Raw genomic sequence first — 16,553 nt, forward strand, 5'->3', positions numbered from 1 at the left:
GATCGGGCCGGTGAGCGTGCAGGTTTTCGACCCGACATCGGCGACCATCGCCGTCGTCACTTTCAACCGCTCCGCGCTCTTGACGCGGCTGCTCGAGAGCATCGTCCGGATGGAACCGAAGCCCGGGCGCGTGGTCATCATCGACAACGCATCGACCGACGACACGACATCCGTCGTCGAGTCGTTCCGCGAACGGCTGGGGACGCAGCTGGAGTACCGGCGTCTCGAGACGAACACGGGCGGATCCGGCGGCTTCAGCGAGGGCGTGCGCGTCGCTTACGAGCTCGGGTCCGAGTGGATCTGGCTCATGGACGACGACGTCGAGGTGCTGCCCGACGGGCTCGCCAAGATGGGATGCTGGGCGCCGCGGTTCCGCAGCATCCAGGGTCGCCGGTACGACTACGACGGCAGCGAGTTCTACTGGCAGTACCGCATCGCCGAACGCATGGGCATCCCCATCCCCTTCGCGCCCGCCGGTTTCGGCGAGTCCGGGTACAAGGAGATGAACTCCGGCTGCTTCGAGGGCATGTTCATCCACCGCGACATCGTCGCCCGCATCGGACTGCCCGACCCGCGCTTCTTCATCTACTGGGACGACCAGCTCTACGGCTGGCTCGCCTCGCGAATCACGACGTCGGTCATCGTCGACGAATTCGTCCTGCGCCGCACGCGCGAGATCCGCCAGTGGGACATGGGCATCCGCCACATGAACGCCTCGAGCGACGCCTACCGGTACTACATCATGCGCAACCGGGCGCACATCAAGCAGTACTACCGGACGAAGGGCGTCTACAACCCGGTGCTGTTCGGCCTCGGGACGACGCTCACGTTCGGCAAGGAGCTGATCCGGCTCTTCCTCGTCGAGCGCACGGTGCGCGGCACCTCCAACCTCTTCCGCGGCCTCCGCGACGGGCGGCGCATCGCACGCGACCGCTCCTGGCAGCCGATGAAGCCGCTGATCGATCAGCCGGCCCGTCCCTGACGAAAGACAGATCATGCCCCACCTGCTGCAGCGCGCCGTCCTCCCGCTCGAGCACGACCCCGATCTCCTGCCGCTCTACGTCGACCCCGAGACGTGGACCGAGATCGACGAGGAGCCCGTGCGCGTGTCGTCGCGGGCCCAGCTGTCGAACATCCTCGGCCGCTCGGAGGCACGTATCGTCAGCGGGCGGCGGGTCTCGTTCGGCACCTACTTCAACGCGTTCCCGGCGTCGTACTGGCAGCACTGGACACCGGTGCGCGATGTGACGCTCACGGTGCGCACCGAGGGTACCGCCACGGTCCTCGTCTACCGTTCCAACGGCGGCGGCACCCGCCAGCGGCTGGAGACCCGCGAGGTCACCGGCGAAGCGACCAGCACGTTCGACCTCACCCTCAACCAGTACAGCGACGGCGGATGGATCTGGTTCGACATCGCGGCGGATCGCGACGATGCCCGGTTCCTCGGGGCGGAGTGGACGACCGAGCAGGAGCCGGCCCGGTCGGGCAAGGCCTCGCTCGGCATCACGACCTACAACAAGCCCGACTACTGCGTCGAGACCCTCCGCGCCCTCGATGCGGCACCCGACGTCCTCGAGCTGGTCGATCGCATCTTCCTGATCGACCAGGGCACGGATCGCGTCGATGCTCAGCCCGACTTCACGGAGGTCGCCGACAGTCTCGGCGAGACGCTCCAGATCGTCACGCAGCCGAACCTCGGCGGCTCCGGCGGCTTCGCCCGCGCGATGCACGAAACGCTGCAGCGGCCGGAGAGCGACTTCGTGCAGCTGCTGGACGACGACGTGCGCATCGAGCCGGAGTCGCTCCGTCGCTCGATCGTCTTCGGTCGGTACGCCACGACGCCGACGATCGTCGGCGCCCACATGTTCGATCTGCTCGACCGTCCGAAGCTCCACGCCTGGGCCGAGGTCGTCGACGATGAGCCGTTCATGTGGCGCACGCTGCAGCAGGAGAAGATGCCGCACGACTTCTCGGTCGCGAACCTGCGGCAGTCCCCCGAGCTGCACATGCGGCTCGACGCCGACTACAACGGCTGGTGGATGTGCCTGATCCCGGTCGAGGTCATCCGCCAGGTCGGGCTGTCTCTGCCCGCCTTCATCAAGTGGGACGACGCCGAGTACTGCCTGCGTGCCCGCGACGCCGGGTTCCCCACCGTCTCGATGCCCGGAGTCGCACTCTGGCACGTGTCGTGGGTCGGTAAGGACGACTCGATCGACTGGCAGGCCTACTTCCACGCCCGCAACCGGATCGTCGCGGCACTGCTGCACTCGAACAGCCCGCGGGGAGGCACGCTGCTACGACACAGCCGGCGTCTCGACCTCAAGCACCTCATGATGATGCAGTACTACCCCGTCGCGCTGCGCCATCGCGCGCTGCGCGACATCCTGTCTGGGCCCGACCACATGGCGGCCGGGATCGCTACGGCCATGCCGGCCGCGCGGGCTCTCCAGAAGGACTTCCCCGAGACCGTCGTGCACCGCGACACCGGCGTTCCGCTCCGTTCCCGTAAAGGACGCCAGGTCTTCAAGCGTCTCCCCCGGCACACTTTCGACAGCCCCACCGGCCTCGCGTTGCGCTGGTTCACCCTCTCGACGCTCGCGTCGCACTGGCTGCACGCTCCGCGCCCGGAGAACGTCGCTCAGCCCGAGGTGGAATTCGGCAAGGGCGATGCGAACTGGTGGCGCGTACCTCGTTACGACAGCGCCCTGGTGAGCGCGGCCGACGGGGCGGGCAAGAACATCTACACCCGCGACCGGGCGGCCTTCCGGCGCATGCTCCGCGAGAGCCTGCGCCTGCATGCGCAGCTCAGGCGCGACTGGCCGAAGCTGTCGCGACGATATCGCCGCGCCATGGGTCAGCTGACGTCCCCCGAGTCGTGGGAGAGCATCTTCGACCCGGCGAAGCGCTGAGCCTCAGGCTCCCCCGTTGTGGTCCTCGTTGTACCGGTCGAGCACGTCGCCGATCGATCCGTCGAGGACTAGTGACCCCTTGTCGAGGTAGAGGCCGCGCTTGCAGAAGCGCCGCAGGTCCTTCTCATTGTGGCTGACGAAGAACAGGGTCCGCCCTTCGGCGAGCAGCTCATCGATGCGCTTGTAGCACTTCGCGCGGAAGGCACGGTCACCGACGGCGAGCACCTCATCGACGAGGAGGATCGGCTCGTCGAGCTGCGACACCACCGAGAACGCCAGGCGCACCTTCATCCCGTTGGAGAGGTGCTTGTAGGGGGTGTCGACGAAATCACCGATCTCAGCGAAATCGATGATGTCGTCGAACCGGCGGTTGACCTCGGCCTTCGACATCCCGTGCAGACCCGCTGTCAGGCGCACGTTCTCCCGCACGGTGAGGTCGCCGACGAAGCCGCCCGTGATCTCGATGAGCGGCGCCACCCCACCGTTCACATCGACGCGGCCCTCATCGGGCAGCAGAACCCCGGCGACGAGCTTGAGGAGCGTCGACTTACCCTGTCCGTTGCGCCCGACGACGCCGATCGACTCGCCCGGCTCGACCGAGAACGAGACGCCTCTAAGAGCCCAGAACTCGCCCGGGCGACTGCGACGCGAGGCGCCGCCGAACAGGTCCTTCAGGTTGCGTCTGCCGCGCCGATTGCGGCGGAATCGGACACCGAGGTCGCGTACCTCGATCGCGAGACCGGTCATCACAGCTCCTTCAGCACCGGGCGCTCAAGTCGTCCGAAGACGAGAAGTCCGAGCCCGAAGACCAGGATGCTGGTGACGGCCCCGACGATCACCGACAGCGTGTCCCACTGGTCCGGGAAGAACCCGACACGGTAGAGCGTGAAGATGCCGGCCAGAGGGTTGAGGGCGCCGATCTCCTTGAAGACTCCCGGCAGGTCGGCCACGCCGTAGATGATCGGCGACGCGTAGAACAGTGCCCGCAGCACGAGCCGTGTGGTGCGCTCGAGATCTCCCCAGAGCACGCAGAGCGGCGCGACGATGAGCCCGAGGCCGAGCAGCAGGATCACCTGCAGCACGACGGCCAGGGGGAAGAGCAGGAGCGCAGCGTTGACCGTCGCTCCCCCGAAGATCGCGAACACCGCGAGCACGGGGAGCGAGAAGAGGAACTCGATGCCCTTGCTCAGGACGATGCGTCCCACCCAGATCGATCGAGGGATCGAGGTCGACCGCACCAGCCGGGCATCTTTGTTGAACGCGCGCGTGAAGTCAGTGACGGCGGAGTTGAACCACACCCACGGCAGCAGTGCGGTGATGAGGAACACGATGTACGGGGTCTCACCGACGTCCCGGTGGAAGACCTGCGTGAAGACGAACCAGTAGATGCCGCTCATGACGAGCGGGTCGAGGACCGACCAGAGGTAGCCGAGCGCGCTCGTGGAGTAGCGCACCCGCAGGTCGCGTGCCGACAGCAGCCACAGAGAGTGGAGGTAGCGCCGCGGCGATCCGGGGGCGCCGACGACGGCGGGACTCACGCGTTCGATCCTACGGTCCTGTGAGCGCGGGACTCCGCAAAGAGCCTCACCGCAGAGACGCGAGCTGCCGTTCGAGCACCGGCGCGAGCGTACGCGCATAGGTGCTGGAGAGGTGATTGTCGTCGCGATAGACGGCGACATTGCCGACGACGGCGTGGCAGACGTCATCCGGGCAGATCCACTCGGTCAGGTCGACGTGCGTGATGCTCTCGCGCTGCAGGACGCGCGCCGGGTTCGCGGCCGCCAGCGAGCTGCCCCGCGGCATGGAGCAGCCCTCCGGATCATCGGATTCGATGACGCAACCGAACATGTTGTAACCGAACCGCGGGTTGTCACGAACCGCGATGATCGGGATGTCGGCGGCGTCCATCCGGTCGATGAACTGCTCGATACCCGGCCGGAGGCTCTCGTCCTCCTCGCCCGCATCAGCGGCGGTGACGATGGTCATGACCGCCGACGGCTTGATTGCCTCGACGTGGCGGATGGCCGCCTCACGCCACTGCGGGCAGAAGTCGGGATCGAAGCCGGGATCGTCGAGGCCCATGGCACAGCCACCGCGCACGAGGGTGATGACACCCCAGCCGCGCTGCTCCGCGATCGGAAGGAGAGCCGCTGTCATCTGCTGCGCATGCGAGTCGCCGATCACCGCGATCAGCTCGCTCGCGCGCTGGGTCCCGGGCATTTCCGAGCAAGACCCGTGCAGGATGTCGTCGGTGATGGCGCGCGCACCGCTGCACTCGAGCTCGAGCTGCACCCATTCGTCTTCGATCGCCGTCGCGAGCGGGATCATCGGGAATTCCGGGTCGGGTTCGGAGACCTCGTCGTCGAAGAGCACGTGCGCCCCGGGGTTCGCCGTCAGCTGCTGCGCCGCGATCCGCTGCTCTCGGTAGGCGGTCACACCCTGCCATGTCCCGACGGGGACCACGACGACCAGAGCGGCGACCGCGACGACAGCGATGGAGGGTATGACGCTGCGTTCCGAGCGCCGCCACTGCCGGACGGGGTGGTCCACGGCGAAGGTCAGCAGTCTCGCGCCGACCAGGGAGGCAGCGACGATCGCCACACCGCCCACGGCTCCGACCTCGGTGCGCTCGCGCACGACGAGCCACGTGACGAGAATCGGCCAGTGCACGAGGTAGAGGCCGTAAGCGTCGCGGCCGGCGAGTCGAAGCGGTCGCGACGCGAGGAACCGGGCGGGGCCGCGCCCCGCGTCACCGGTCCCCGAGACCACGATCATCGCGGCGCAGACGACGGGCCAGAGGGCGAGGTATCCGGGGAACCCGCCCTCGACGTCGAGCACCACGCCGCAGGCGAGGAGCCCGCCGATGCCGACCCAACCGAGGACGGCGCTCACGGTGGGCCCGGGGCGCAGATGCGGGAGCACCACGACCAGCAACGACCCCGCGGCGAACTCCCACAGTCGAGCGCCCGTATCGAAGTACGCGAGCTGCTGAGCGGCATCCGTCCGCACGATGGAGTAGGCCAGCGACAGCACGAACACCGTTCCGAAGACCGCCGCGACGACCGCGTCGGGTGACCATCGGAAGCGCCGGATGATCAGGAGGCAGAGCGCGAAGAGAACAGCCCACAGCACGAACGCCTGCCCCTGCACGGAGAGCGACCAGAAGTGCTGGAGCGGGCTGGGCGCCTCCCCGCGGTTGTAGTAGTCGACCGCATCTGCGGCCAGAACCCAGTTCTGGACGTAGAGCAAGGACGCCCATGTCTGTTCCCAGAGCGAACGCCACATCGTCGCGGGGTAGACCACTCGCGCCAGCACGAGAACGAACAGGAGCGTGACCGCGGCGGCGGGCAGGAGCCGCCGGAACGTCCCGACCAGCCGGCGTGCGATGTCTGGTGGCGTTCCGGTGTGGATGCGGTGCAGGAACGTCCGCGTGAGGAAGAAGGCGGACAGCATCAGGAACACGTCGACGCCGCCCGACACCCTCCCCAGCCAGACGTGGTAGGTCACGACCAGCAGGATGGCGACGGCGCGGAGACCGTCGATGTCGGCGCGATATCCCCAGCGGTCTGCATCCGTCGCCGCGCTGGCCGTGCCGCGCGGACGGGTCGTCAACGAACCCACGACAGCCTCACGCGAGGTGGTTGTTCCACATCGACAGCGCGGAGCCGATCGCCATGTGCATGTCGAGGTATTGGTAGGTGCCCAGGCGCCCGCCGAAGTGCACGTCCTGCTCTCCCTTGGCGAGATCGCGGTACGCCAGCAGACCGGCGCGGTCGTCGGCGGTGTTCACGGGGTAGTACGGCTCGTCGGCACGGGTCGCGAAGCGCGAGTACTCCCGCACGACGACGGTCTTGTCGGTCGGATAGCGGTCGGCACGCTCCGGGTGGAAGTGCTTGAACTCGTGGATGCGGGTGTACGGCGCATCGGCGTCGGCGTAGTTCATGACGCTCGTGCCCTGGAAGTCGGGGATGTCGAGGACCTCCTGCTCGAAATCGAGCGTGCGCCACGACAGCTCGCCCTCGGTGTAGTCGAAGTAGCGGTCGACGGGACCGGTGTAGACGACGGGCACCTGGCCGACGGTGTCTTTCTTGTTGAGCGGCTGCGACTCGTCGAAGAAGTCGGTGCTCAGCTTCACCTCGATGTTGGCGTGATCGGCCATCCGCTCGAGCCAGGCGGTGTAGCCGTCGACCGGGAGGCCTTCCCACGTGTCGTTGAAGTAGCGGTTGTCGTAGGTGTAACGGACCGGGAGACGCGAAATGATCTCCGCCGGGAGCTCTTTCGGATCGGTCTGCCACTGCTTCGCGGTGTAGTCGCGGATGAACGCCTCGTACAGCGGTCGGCCGATGAGACCGATGGCGCGCTCCTCGAGGTTGTTGGCCTGCTTCGGGTCGAACTCGCCGGCGAGCTCCTGGATGAGGTCGCGTGCCTCGCCGGGCGTGTAGGCCGCCTGGAAGAACTGGTTGATCGTGCCGAGATTGATCGGCAGCGGGTATACGACGCCCTTGTGCGTCGTATAGACGCGGTGGACATAGCTCGTGAACTGCGTGAAGCGGTTGACGTACTCCCACACCGTCGCGTTCGAGGTGTGGAACAGGTGAGCCCCGTACTTGTGGACCTCGATGCCGGTCGTCGGCTCGTTCTCGGTGTAGGCGTTGCCGCCGATGTGATGACGGCGGTCGATGACGGTCACCTTGCGGCCGGCTGCTGCAGCACGCTCGGCGATGGTGAGGCCGAAGAAGCCGGAGCCGACGATGAGGAGGTCCATGGGCGAAGGCTTTCGTTTACGGGGCAAGCGAATGGGCGCCCCCGCGCGGGGCATCATCGATCCTACGCGACGCATTCCGCTGGCCTGAGGAAAGCGTGGGAAAGCCTGTCGGAGGCGTCGGCTACGATGGCATGTCGAATTGTCGAAGTGACGGAGTCGGGATCGAATGGACAGCTGGATCAGCATATTTCCGTCGATCCTCGTCGCTGCGCTCCTCCTGATCATCCCGGGCAGCATCGTTATGGCTGCCGGATGGGGGGTGCGCAACCCCTCTCGCTGGCTCCTCGCGCCGGCCATCTCGGTCACCATCGCCGCCATCGCCGCCACGATCGCACCGCTCGTCGGCTTGCGCTGGGGTCTGATCCCGCTCGCAATCATCACGGCGGTCGTCGCAGGTATCGGTCTCGTGCTCCGCCGTTTCGCGGGAGGAGACGACGCGCCCTCATCCCGCGGCACACTGCTGACCACGGCCGGCGCACTGGCGGCGGCAGCCGGCGGCCTCGGCCTCCTGTTCGCACGCGCCTTCGGCGGTCCTGAGAACATCGCTCAGCGATTCGACAACATCGTCCACCTCAACGCGATCGCCCTCGCCGTGAAGAGCGGCAGCGCGTCGCCGTTCCAGATCGGCGCCACCTCGGACATTGGCGGCTACCCCAACGCGTGGCACGCCATCACGACGCTCGTCGTCGAGCTGACGGGCGTCTCGGTTCCGGTGGGGATCAACGCCGCGAATCTTGGCTTCGTCGCCATCTTGTGGCCTGCCTCGATGATGGCGCTCGTCGGGGCGATGTTCCACCGTCGCAGAGCCGCCTACGTCGCCGCCGCGGCTCTGTCGACGGGCTTCGGCGCGTTCCCCGCACTCTTCCTCAACTGGGGAGTGCTCTACCCCAACCTCGTCGGCTACGCCATGGCGCCCGCCGGGCTCGCCGCTGTGGTCCTCTCGCTCCGCGAGCGCCGACCCGCTGGGGTCGTCCGCGCGGTGCTCCTCGTGGTGCTTCTCGCGGGCGGCGTCTTCCTCGGACACCCGAACGCCTTCCTGGCCCTTCTCGCCTTCTCTGCCGCGACCACGCTGAGCACGCTGCTCGCACGCGCGATCGCGGGCCGGTCGCGGCGTGAGTGGTGGACGCTCGCTGCGAGCGCCGCGGGCTTTGCCGTGGTCTGTGCCGCGACGTGGTCGATCTTCCGCACTTCGGCCGAGCACTCGGGCTGGAAGCCCTGGCAGAACCTTGCGCAAGCGTTCGGTGAGGCCGCGCTGGCCTCCCCTCGGGGGTACACGCCGACCATCGTGATCGCCGTCCTCCTCGTGGCCGGAGCGGTCGTGGCGATGCGACGACCGAAGTCTCTCCCCATGCTCGCTCCCTTCGCCGTCGCCGTACTGCTGTTCGTCGTGGCCTCGGGCCTGCGTATCGACCACCCGCTCCGCGAGTTCCTCACCAACCCCTGGTACAACGACTCGAACCGTCTGGCGGCTCTGCTGCCGATGGCCGCCATCCCGGTCGCCGTCCTCGGTGCCATGGGAATCTACGACGCAGGCCGCCGAGCCCTCGCGCGGCTCTCAGCCCCGAACTGGGCCCGCGTCGTCGCTCTCGTGGTAGCTCTGATCGCCCTCTTCTCCGTCGCTGTCGGCCCCAACGTCCGCATCGCGATCTCCCAGGTTCACGAGGCCTACGCCTACACCGACGACTCGATCCTCCTCACCGCCGACGAACGAGCTCTGCTCGACCGACTGCCCGAGGAGACCACCGAGGACGCGCTCATCATCGGAAGCCCGCGGACCGGCGCGTCGCTCGCGCTCGCCCTGTCCGATCGCGATGTGACTCAACGGCACATCTTCGGATCCCCCTCCCCCGAACTGGTGTACCTCAACTCCCATCTGCGCAACATCGACGCCGACCCGGCCGTCTGCTCGACGGTCGACGACCTCGGAATTGACTACGTCCTGGACTTCGGCCGCCAGGACGTGATGGACCAGTCGCAGGCGGTCACCTACGACGGCATCCAAGATCTCGCACCGGGCCAGCACCTCGTTCTCGTGGACTCCGAAGGTCCCGAAGCACGCCTGTTCCGCATCGAAGGATGCTGATGGTGATCCCGCGTCGCCGTGTCGCGGTCGCCTACGACTGCCTCTTCCCCTTCACCACCGGAGGCGGGGAGCGGCAGTACCGCGCCTTCGCAGACGAGCTGGTGGAGCTCGGCCACGAGGTCGATTACCTCACGTCGCGTCAGTGGGACGATGACGGCGAACTGCCGGAGGCCTTCACGGTGGTTCCGGTCACCGGCCGCCTCTCCCTCTACTCCGCCGACGGCGTGCGGCGCATCCCCGCGGCGATCCGGTTCGCGGCAGGCCTGTTCGGGACGCTCGTACGCCGGCGTCGTCGCTACGGCGCGGTCATCGTGAGCGGACTACCGATCTTCAATGTGTTCGCCGCCCGTCTCGCGCTTCTCGGGTCGGGCACACGGCTGGTCGTCGACTACCTCGAAGTCTGGCCGCGGCGCCAGTGGATCGAATACTCCGGTGCCGTCACCGGCACCATCGCCTGGGTGCTCCAGCGCGTCGCGATCGCGGTCACGCCGCTCGCGACCTGCCATTCTCAGCTCAGCGCGACACGGCTGCGGGCCGAAGGCCTGCGCTCGGCTCCGGTGGTGAGCCCGGGACTCATCGACGGCACGGTCGAGGCCGGCCCGGTCACCCCCGCGTCGGAACCGCCGTACGTCCTCTACGTGGGGCGACACATCCCCGACAAGCGGGTCGAGACTCTCCCGGCCGCGGTGGCGCAGGCACGTCGTGACCTCCCCGGACTGCGCTTGGTCGTGCTGGGGCGAGGACCGAGCGGCGACACCGTCCGCGCCGCCGTCGCGGACGCCGCCGGCGAGGAGTGGACCGAGTTCCCGGGTTTCGTCGACGAGGAACGGCTCGCGGAGCTGATGCAAGGAGCCCTCTGCGTCGTCAATCCGTCACGGCGCGAGGGCTACGGCCTGGTGGTCGTCGAGGCGAACGCGCACGGCACGCCCGTCGTCCTCGTGTCCGACCCCGGCAACGCCGCCACCGAACTCGTCGAGGCGGGAGTCAACGGCGTCGTCGCCGATTCCGCGTCGGCCGAAGACCTGTCGGCCGCCATCTGCGCCGTCGCAGACGGCGGCGACGAGCTCCGTCGCACCGCACGCGCCTGGTACGACTCCGCCATCGAGACCCGAACAATCCGCCGTACCGTCGAGGGAATCCTCGAAGCCCTCGAACCCCCGCGGCGCATCGCCCGGAAGACGAAAGAAGACACTCCGTGACAGCTGCATCCCCGTCCACCGAGGTCGAACTGACGATTCTCATGCCGTGCCTCAACGAGGCCGAGACGCTCGAGGTCTGCATCCGCAAGGCCCAGGGCTTCCTCGCCCGCACCGGGATCTCCGGCGAAGTCCTCATCTCCGACAACGGCAGCACGGACGGCTCGCAGGAGATCGCGCTCCGCCTCGGCGCGCGTGTATCGGCGGCCAGCCGTCGCGGATACGGCGCCGCGCTCATCAACGGCATCGACAACGCCCGCGGCCGCTACATCATCATGGGCGACGCCGACGACAGCTACGACTTCGAGAACCTCGAGCCGTTCGTCGAGCGTCTGCGCGCGGGAGCCGACCTCGTGATGGGCAACCGTTTCGCCGGCGGCATCGCCCCGGGCGCGATGCCGCCGCTGCACAAGTACCTCGGCAATCCGGTGCTGTCCACGATCGGTCAGCTCTTCTTCCGGCCGAACGTCCGCGACTTCCACTGCGGCCTCCGGGGCTTCAACCGCGACCGCATGCGCGCGCTGGACCTCCAGACGACGGGTATGGAGTTCGCCTCCGAGATGGTGGTGAAGTCCTCCCTCGCGAAGTACCGGATCGAAGAGGTCCCGACAACGCTGAAGAAGGATGGCCGGTCCCGTCCGCCGCACCTCCGCAGCTGGCACGACGGCTGGCGTCACCTGCGGTTCCTGCTTCTCTTCGCTCCGCGCTGGCTCTTCGTCTACCCCGGCCTCGTGGCGTTCTTCCTCGGCGCCATCGCCGTCGCGGTGCTCGCGTTCGGCGGCGTCGAGATCGGGGGGATCGGCTTCGACGTCACGACGATGGTCTATGCGAGCGCCCTCTGCGTCACGGGCTTCCAAGCGCTGCTCTTCTTCTGGTTGACGAAGCTGTACGCGACCCAGGAGGGCTTCCTCCCGACCAGTGAGCGGTACCGCCGTATCGTCGCGAAATGGTCCGCCGAACGCGGGCTGCTCGCAGGCGTCGCTCTGTTCCTGCTCGGGATCGTGATCGGGATCGTGCAGGTCAGCGTCTGGGGCAGCGCCGACTTCGGCCAGCAGGATGCCGCGCAGGCGGTCCGCATCGCCGTTCCGAGCGCGCTCACCATCATCCTCGGATTCCAGACCATCATGATGAGCTTCTTCTCGGGCGTCCTCACGACGCCGCGGCGCGAGCAGCGTCCCGAAGCCGTCATCGAGAGCTGATGCCGTCGCGGAGGGTGCTCGTCGACCTGCTGGGGTTCACCGGGTCGCGCGGCGGCACCGAGACCTATGTGCGCGAGCTGACCCCTCGACTCGCCGAGCGATTCCCCGACGTGCGGTTCGCCGCGCTGACCGGGCGAGTCGGAGCCGACAAGGTCCGTGCTTTCTTCCCGGGGCACGTCCAGTCGCTCGCCTGGATCGGCGCGGACCCCGCCACGTGGGCGCTGGGGGCCGTGGCGGCGACCGAGGTCGTCGCCCGCCGAGGGCGCGCCGACCTCGTCTGGGCTCCGGCCAACTTCGGCCCGATCCTCCGCGGCACGCCGCGCGTGGTCACGGTGCACGACGCCATCTACGACGAGGTGCGGGGAACCCTCGCGCAACGTGCGCAACGGACCGTCACCTCGACGCTCATGCGCCGGTCCGCGCAGACAGCCGATCGCGTGCTGACGGTGTCTCATGCTGCCGCCGCGAGCATCGCGCGCAACTTGCGCGTCCCCGCCGAGCGCATCTCGGTCGTTCACAACGGCAGCGCCGACCCCCGCCCCGTCGACGACCCGTGGTCTGCCCTCGACACGCTCCGGCTCCCGACCGATCGACCGATCGCCCTGAGCGTCGGCAACCGGATGCCGCACAAGAACTTCGTCGGGCTGCTGGAGGCGCTCGCGACGCTTGCCGCGGAGGCCCGCCCTCTCACGGTCATCGCCGGCAGCCGGCTCCCCGACCCGCTCGCGGACGAGGTCTCGCGGCTCGGGCTCGACGGCGACGTCCTCCTGCCCGGCTGGGTGAGCGACGACCAGCTCGAAGCGCTGTTCCAGGTCTCGGACCTTTATGTCTGCCCCTCGCTCGTCGAGGGGTTCGGGCTTCCGGTCGTCGATGCGCTGCGCCGGGGTGTCCCCGTCCTCGCCAATGATGTGCCGGTGCTGCGCGAGGTCGGGGGCGATGCCGCCCGTTATGCAGACGCGACGAACCCCGGGCAGTTCGGCGCAGCGATCACCAGAGCCGTGAGCGACCCCGGGGATGCCGAGGCACGAGCCGCCGCGCAGACCTGGGCCTCACGATTCACCTGGGACGACGCCGCGGACGCCACCGCCGCTGTCCTCGAGGCGACCCTGTCGGAGTCCTCCCGGTGACCACTCAACCCTCGATGAAGCGCCGCCTGCTCGGCTTCCTTCTCGTACCGGCGATCGCGGCGCTCTCCCCGATCATCGCCCTGCCTGCCGTCACCACGATCGCGGGTCCCGGCGGGTGGGCGAGCGCGATCGCCGGCGAGTCGATCGGCACGTTCGCCGCCATCGCGATCGGCTGGGGGTGGGCCACCATCGGCCCGGCGTTGATCTCGGTCGCCGCGGGCGACGACGAGCGCGCGAAGCTCTATCGCGAGTCGATCGCGGTGCGCCTGTCGATCTCGATCCTGGCGCTGCCCGCACTGGCGGTCATCTGCTGGCTGATCGCGACGCCGGGCTCCGAATGGCTGACGATCCTGATGGGGATGCAGGGGGCGCTCATCGCCCTGTCGTTCACCTGGTTCTGCGCCGGCATCGGGGACCCCCGCACGATCGTCATCTACGACGCGGCGCCGCGTCTGCTCGCGAACCTCGCGGCGGCCGGGCTCGTGCTTTCGACGGGCATCGTGGTGCTGTATCCCCTCGCCGGCATCCTCGTCACGCTGGTCGGCACCTCGATCTTCACGGTGCGCCTGCTTCGTCGGCATCCCGGTCCGTGGCCGCGGCCCCGCGACCTGCCCCGCCTTCTGCGCTCCAACCTGTCAGTTGCCCTCAACGACGCCGGCTTGAGCGGCTACTCCAGCGTCCCCGCCCCGGTCGTCAACGTCACGGCGACACCCATCGCCGCGGCCGGTTATGCAACGGGCGACAAGATGCTCAAGCTCGGCCAGTTCATCCCCATGACGCTCGCGAACGCACTTCAGGCGTGGATCGGCGAGGCGCACGGAAGCCATCGCGGACGCCGCATGACGATCGCGATCGGCCTGGCGACCGCGACCGGTGTCGCGGGGTGGGCGGGACTGGCCCTGGTCGGCCCCTGGCTGACGAGCGTCTACCTGCCCAACGCACCAGCGCCGTTCGAGATCCTCGCCGTCCTGGGAGCGGTGTTCTTCTTCTTCTCGGTCCGCACGGCCGTGGCGCGCCTGGTGCTCTTTCCCGCCGGGCAAGCCGGTGCGGTCATGCGTGCGACGCTGATCGCTACCGCCCTCGGCATTCCGCTGATGATCGGGCTCGGCATCGCCTGGGGTCCCGTCGGCGCGGCCCTCGGCTACGCCGTCACCGAGGGCGCGGCCACGGTGCTCCTCGCCCGCCGGTGCCTGCGCGTTCTGCATGATCTCCGCAATACCCGCGTCGAGCCCACGCCGTGAGCGCCGCTCGGGCGGCTTCATCCGAAAGGACCGCACGATGACCATCGCCGTCAACGGCCGCTTCCTCATTGACTCTTTCGGGGGCGTGCGCCGCTTCGCGACCGAGCTCACCGAGCATCTCGCGGCGTCTCGCGACGACGTCGTTCTGCTCGTCCCCGCCTCGGCGGATACATCAGGCATCCATGGCGTTCGAATCGAGAAGGTGGGACGGTCGGCCGGGCCGGTCTGGGAACAGCTCGAGCTCCCCCGCTGGCTGCACCGGCACGGTTCCCCCGTCTTGCTGAACCTGGCGAACATCGCACCCGTGGCATACCGGAACCAGTTCACCGTCCTGCACGACATCGCGCCCACGATCCGTCCTGGGGACTTCACCTTCCTGTTCCGCGTCCAGTGGCACCTCGCCGTGCGATTCGGGATGCTGCGCCGTGGCCAACGGCTCGTGACGGTGAGCCACACATCGCAGCGCGAGATCGCCGAGCGGTTCCGTGTGTCGCCCGAGACGATCGACGTGGTCTACGAGGGAGCCGACAGCCTGGGGTCGCCGGATGCGACGCGCCCGGCCGCGGACGACACCGAGATCCGCTTCGTCGCCTTCGGACGCCACGGCGCCGCGAAGAACACCCGCGCCGTCATCGACGCGCTGCGTCATGTCGACGACGATGTGCCGATCGTCGTCGAGTTCGTCGGCAGGCTCGATCCCGACCTCGAGCCCTACGCCGCGGAGAAGGGCATCCCGTCGCGACGCATCCGCTGGCGCGGCCCCGTCTCCGATTCCGAGCTCGCCGGCGTCTTCGCCGACGCCGACGGGTTCATCTGGCCGTCCTTCCACGAGGGCTTCGGGCTGCCACCTCTCGAGGCGCAGAGCTACGGAGCGCCCGTGCTCGCCTCCGACATCCCCGTCAACCGCGAGATCCTGCAGGACTCGGCGCTCTACTTCCCCGCGGCAGAGCCTGCGGCTCTCGGTGCACTGATGATGGAGCTCGTGCGCGATCCCGCTCGCCGGACCGACCTGCGCGAGCGCAGCCGGCACAACGCGGAACGATTCACCTGGGCGGCCACGACCACCGCGTGGAACGCACTGCTGGACGGGAATCATCGCTGAGTTCGGCGGGATTGCGCGTCGGCCCCGTCGACAGGGGACAATCAGAAGCGTGAACCTCGGCTTCGTCGTGACGACCCTGGGCCGCCTCGGCCCGCTCCGCACCCTGCTCGACTCCCTCGAGCCGCAACTGCGCGACGGCGATGCAGTCGCCATCGTCGCGCAGGGCGAACAGAACGAGGTCGCGGCCCTCGTCGCCGAATACGCGGGCCGCGGGATGGCCGTGACCGCCGCCACCTCCGCCCGCGGCGCCTCGCTCGGTCGGAACACCGGCGTCGCCGCGCTTCCCGCAGGCGAACGAGTCGTCACGTTCCCGAACGACAACACGGTCTACCCGGCAGGGACGGTCGCCGCCCTGCATGCGGCCGTCGACGCCGACGACTTCATCGCCGGCGGTTTCACGTCGTGGGATGAGCGCGGACCCAAGACCACGCTCCCCGCGCCCGGCACGCCCCTCGACCGTTTCAACGTCTGGGCTGTGATCGAGATGGGCATCCTCATGCGCCGATCGCTCTTCGACGCCATCGGCGGCTTCGACGAGCGGCTCGGCCCGGGTGCCGCCACCCCGTGGCAGGTCGCCGAGGGCACCGACCTTCTTCTGCGAGCGCTCGCACACGAGCCGCGCCTGACGCACGACTTCCGCTGGCTCCCCGCGGACGTCCACGTGGACGGGATCTCGACCGGGTTCGGTCTGTCCACCTCCGAGCGGCGCCGCAAGCTGCGTGCATACGGTCGTGGTACTGCCCGGGTTCTCGGAGTCCACCGCTACCCGCTGTGGTGGCGGTTCGCCTTCACGGGTGCCGGTCTGCTGTACGGGGTCCGCAACCCCGCGCCGATCACGATCGGCGACGGCTGGCCGATGTTCGTCGGGCGCCTCGAGGGGCAGCTAGGCCGCACCTTCGGAAAAGCGCGGATGGTCTCGACGACCCGCTGA

At 68.5% G+C, this 16,553-nt stretch carries 13 protein-coding genes; 9 read left to right on the top strand and 4 right to left on the bottom strand.

Translation table 11 applies throughout. The features are described 5' to 3' along the window. Positions 1 to 16: 16 nt before the first annotated feature. Both ACI2K6_RS12875 and ACI2K6_RS12880 read left to right on the top strand, forming a co-directional pair. Positions 17 to 982 (top strand): glycosyltransferase, encoded by a 966-nt coding sequence (locus ACI2K6_RS12875; RefSeq protein ID WP_404568860.1) that lies wholly within the window; start codon positions 17 to 19, stop codon positions 980 to 982. Between the two features lie 13 nt (positions 983 to 995). Then, positions 996 to 2,909, top strand: coding sequence for a glycosyltransferase (locus tag ACI2K6_RS12880; RefSeq protein WP_404568767.1), 1,914 nt, complete (start codon positions 996 to 998; stop codon positions 2,907 to 2,909). Positions 2,910 to 2,912: 3 nt separating this feature from the next. Here the strand turns inward: ACI2K6_RS12880 and ACI2K6_RS12885 are convergent, their stop codons facing one another. From ACI2K6_RS12885 to glf, 4 genes are read right to left on the bottom strand one after another with little or no spacing between them, the layout of a single operon-like run. Further along, positions 2,913 to 3,656 carry an ABC transporter ATP-binding protein gene (locus ACI2K6_RS12885; RefSeq protein WP_404568768.1) on the bottom strand — a complete coding sequence of 248 codons (744 nt, stop codon included), beginning with the start codon at positions 3,654 to 3,656 and terminating at the stop codon, positions 2,913 to 2,915. Continuing rightward, positions 3,656 to 4,447, bottom strand: coding sequence for an ABC transporter permease (locus ACI2K6_RS12890; protein ID WP_404568769.1), 792 nt, complete (start codon positions 4,445 to 4,447; stop codon positions 3,656 to 3,658). The genes ACI2K6_RS12885 and ACI2K6_RS12890 overlap by 1 nt, the downstream gene beginning before the upstream one ends. Positions 4,448 to 4,493: 46 nt before the next feature. Then, a complete protein-coding gene (locus ACI2K6_RS12895; protein ID WP_404568770.1) occupies positions 4,494 to 6,530 on the bottom strand; it encodes an acyltransferase family protein in 2,037 nt (678 codons plus the stop codon). A gap of 7 nt (positions 6,531 to 6,537) precedes the next feature. Beyond that, a complete protein-coding gene (gene glf / locus ACI2K6_RS12900; protein WP_404568771.1) occupies positions 6,538 to 7,674 on the bottom strand; it encodes a UDP-galactopyranose mutase in 1,137 nt (378 codons plus the stop codon). 166 nt (positions 7,675 to 7,840) lie between these two features. Between glf and ACI2K6_RS12905 the strand changes: the two genes are divergently transcribed. From ACI2K6_RS12905 to ACI2K6_RS12935, 7 genes are read left to right on the top strand one after another with little or no spacing between them, the layout of a single operon-like run. Beyond that, complete coding sequence (locus ACI2K6_RS12905) at positions 7,841 to 9,757, top strand: DUF6541 family protein (protein WP_404568772.1); 1,917 nt, start codon at positions 7,841 to 7,843, stop codon at positions 9,755 to 9,757. Beyond that, positions 9,757 to 10,956 (top strand): glycosyltransferase family 4 protein, encoded by a 1,200-nt coding sequence (locus ACI2K6_RS12910; protein WP_404568773.1) that lies wholly within the window; start codon positions 9,757 to 9,759, stop codon positions 10,954 to 10,956. The genes ACI2K6_RS12905 and ACI2K6_RS12910 overlap by 1 nt, the downstream gene beginning before the upstream one ends. Then, positions 10,953 to 12,152, top strand: a complete 1,200-nt coding sequence (locus ACI2K6_RS12915) for a glycosyltransferase family 2 protein (protein ID WP_256977408.1) — start codon at positions 10,953 to 10,955, stop codon at positions 12,150 to 12,152. Before ACI2K6_RS12910 ends, ACI2K6_RS12915 begins: the two co-directional genes overlap by 4 nt. Continuing rightward, positions 12,152 to 13,279 carry a glycosyltransferase family 4 protein gene (locus tag ACI2K6_RS12920; protein WP_404568774.1) on the top strand — a complete coding sequence of 376 codons (1,128 nt, stop codon included), beginning with the start codon at positions 12,152 to 12,154 and terminating at the stop codon, positions 13,277 to 13,279. The genes ACI2K6_RS12915 and ACI2K6_RS12920 overlap by 1 nt, the downstream gene beginning before the upstream one ends. Next, positions 13,276 to 14,520: a lipopolysaccharide biosynthesis protein gene (locus ACI2K6_RS12925; RefSeq protein ID WP_404568775.1), complete on the top strand. Its 1,245-nt coding sequence runs from the start codon at positions 13,276 to 13,278 to the stop codon at positions 14,518 to 14,520. Before ACI2K6_RS12920 ends, ACI2K6_RS12925 begins: the two co-directional genes overlap by 4 nt. Before the next feature lie 37 nt (positions 14,521 to 14,557). Continuing rightward, positions 14,558 to 15,622 (top strand): glycosyltransferase family 4 protein, encoded by a 1,065-nt coding sequence (locus tag ACI2K6_RS12930; protein ID WP_404568776.1) that lies wholly within the window; start codon positions 14,558 to 14,560, stop codon positions 15,620 to 15,622. A 49-nt stretch (positions 15,623 to 15,671) separates the two neighbouring features. Beyond that, entirely contained in the window at positions 15,672 to 16,553 is an 882-nt protein-coding gene (locus ACI2K6_RS12935; protein ID WP_404568777.1) for a glycosyltransferase family 2 protein, read from the top strand.

This window comes from Microbacterium sp. NPDC006705, assembly GCF_044903545.1.
GTDB lineage: Bacteria > Actinomycetota > Actinomycetes > Actinomycetales > Microbacteriaceae > Microbacterium > Microbacterium plantarum.

Bases quoted from the DNA above. Each gene is read 5' to 3' on its own strand.
- ACI2K6_RS12880 (WP_404568767.1), top strand. From the start codon at position 996: ATGCCCCACCTGCTGCAGCGCGCCGTCCTCCCGCTCGAGCACGACCCC.
- ACI2K6_RS12885 (WP_404568768.1), bottom strand. From the start codon at position 3,656: ATGACCGGTCTCGCGATCGAGGTACGCGACCTCGGTGTCCGATTCCGC.
- glf (WP_404568771.1), bottom strand. From the start codon at position 7,674: ATGGACCTCCTCATCGTCGGCTCCGGCTTCTTCGGCCTCACCATCGCC.
- ACI2K6_RS12905 (WP_404568772.1), top strand. From the start codon at position 7,841: ATGGACAGCTGGATCAGCATATTTCCGTCGATCCTCGTCGCTGCGCTC.
- ACI2K6_RS12910 (WP_404568773.1), top strand. From the start codon at position 9,757: ATGGTGATCCCGCGTCGCCGTGTCGCGGTCGCCTACGACTGCCTCTTC.
- ACI2K6_RS12920 (WP_404568774.1), top strand. From the start codon at position 12,152: ATGCCGTCGCGGAGGGTGCTCGTCGACCTGCTGGGGTTCACCGGGTCG.
- ACI2K6_RS12930 (WP_404568776.1), top strand. From the start codon at position 14,558: ATGACCATCGCCGTCAACGGCCGCTTCCTCATTGACTCTTTCGGGGGC.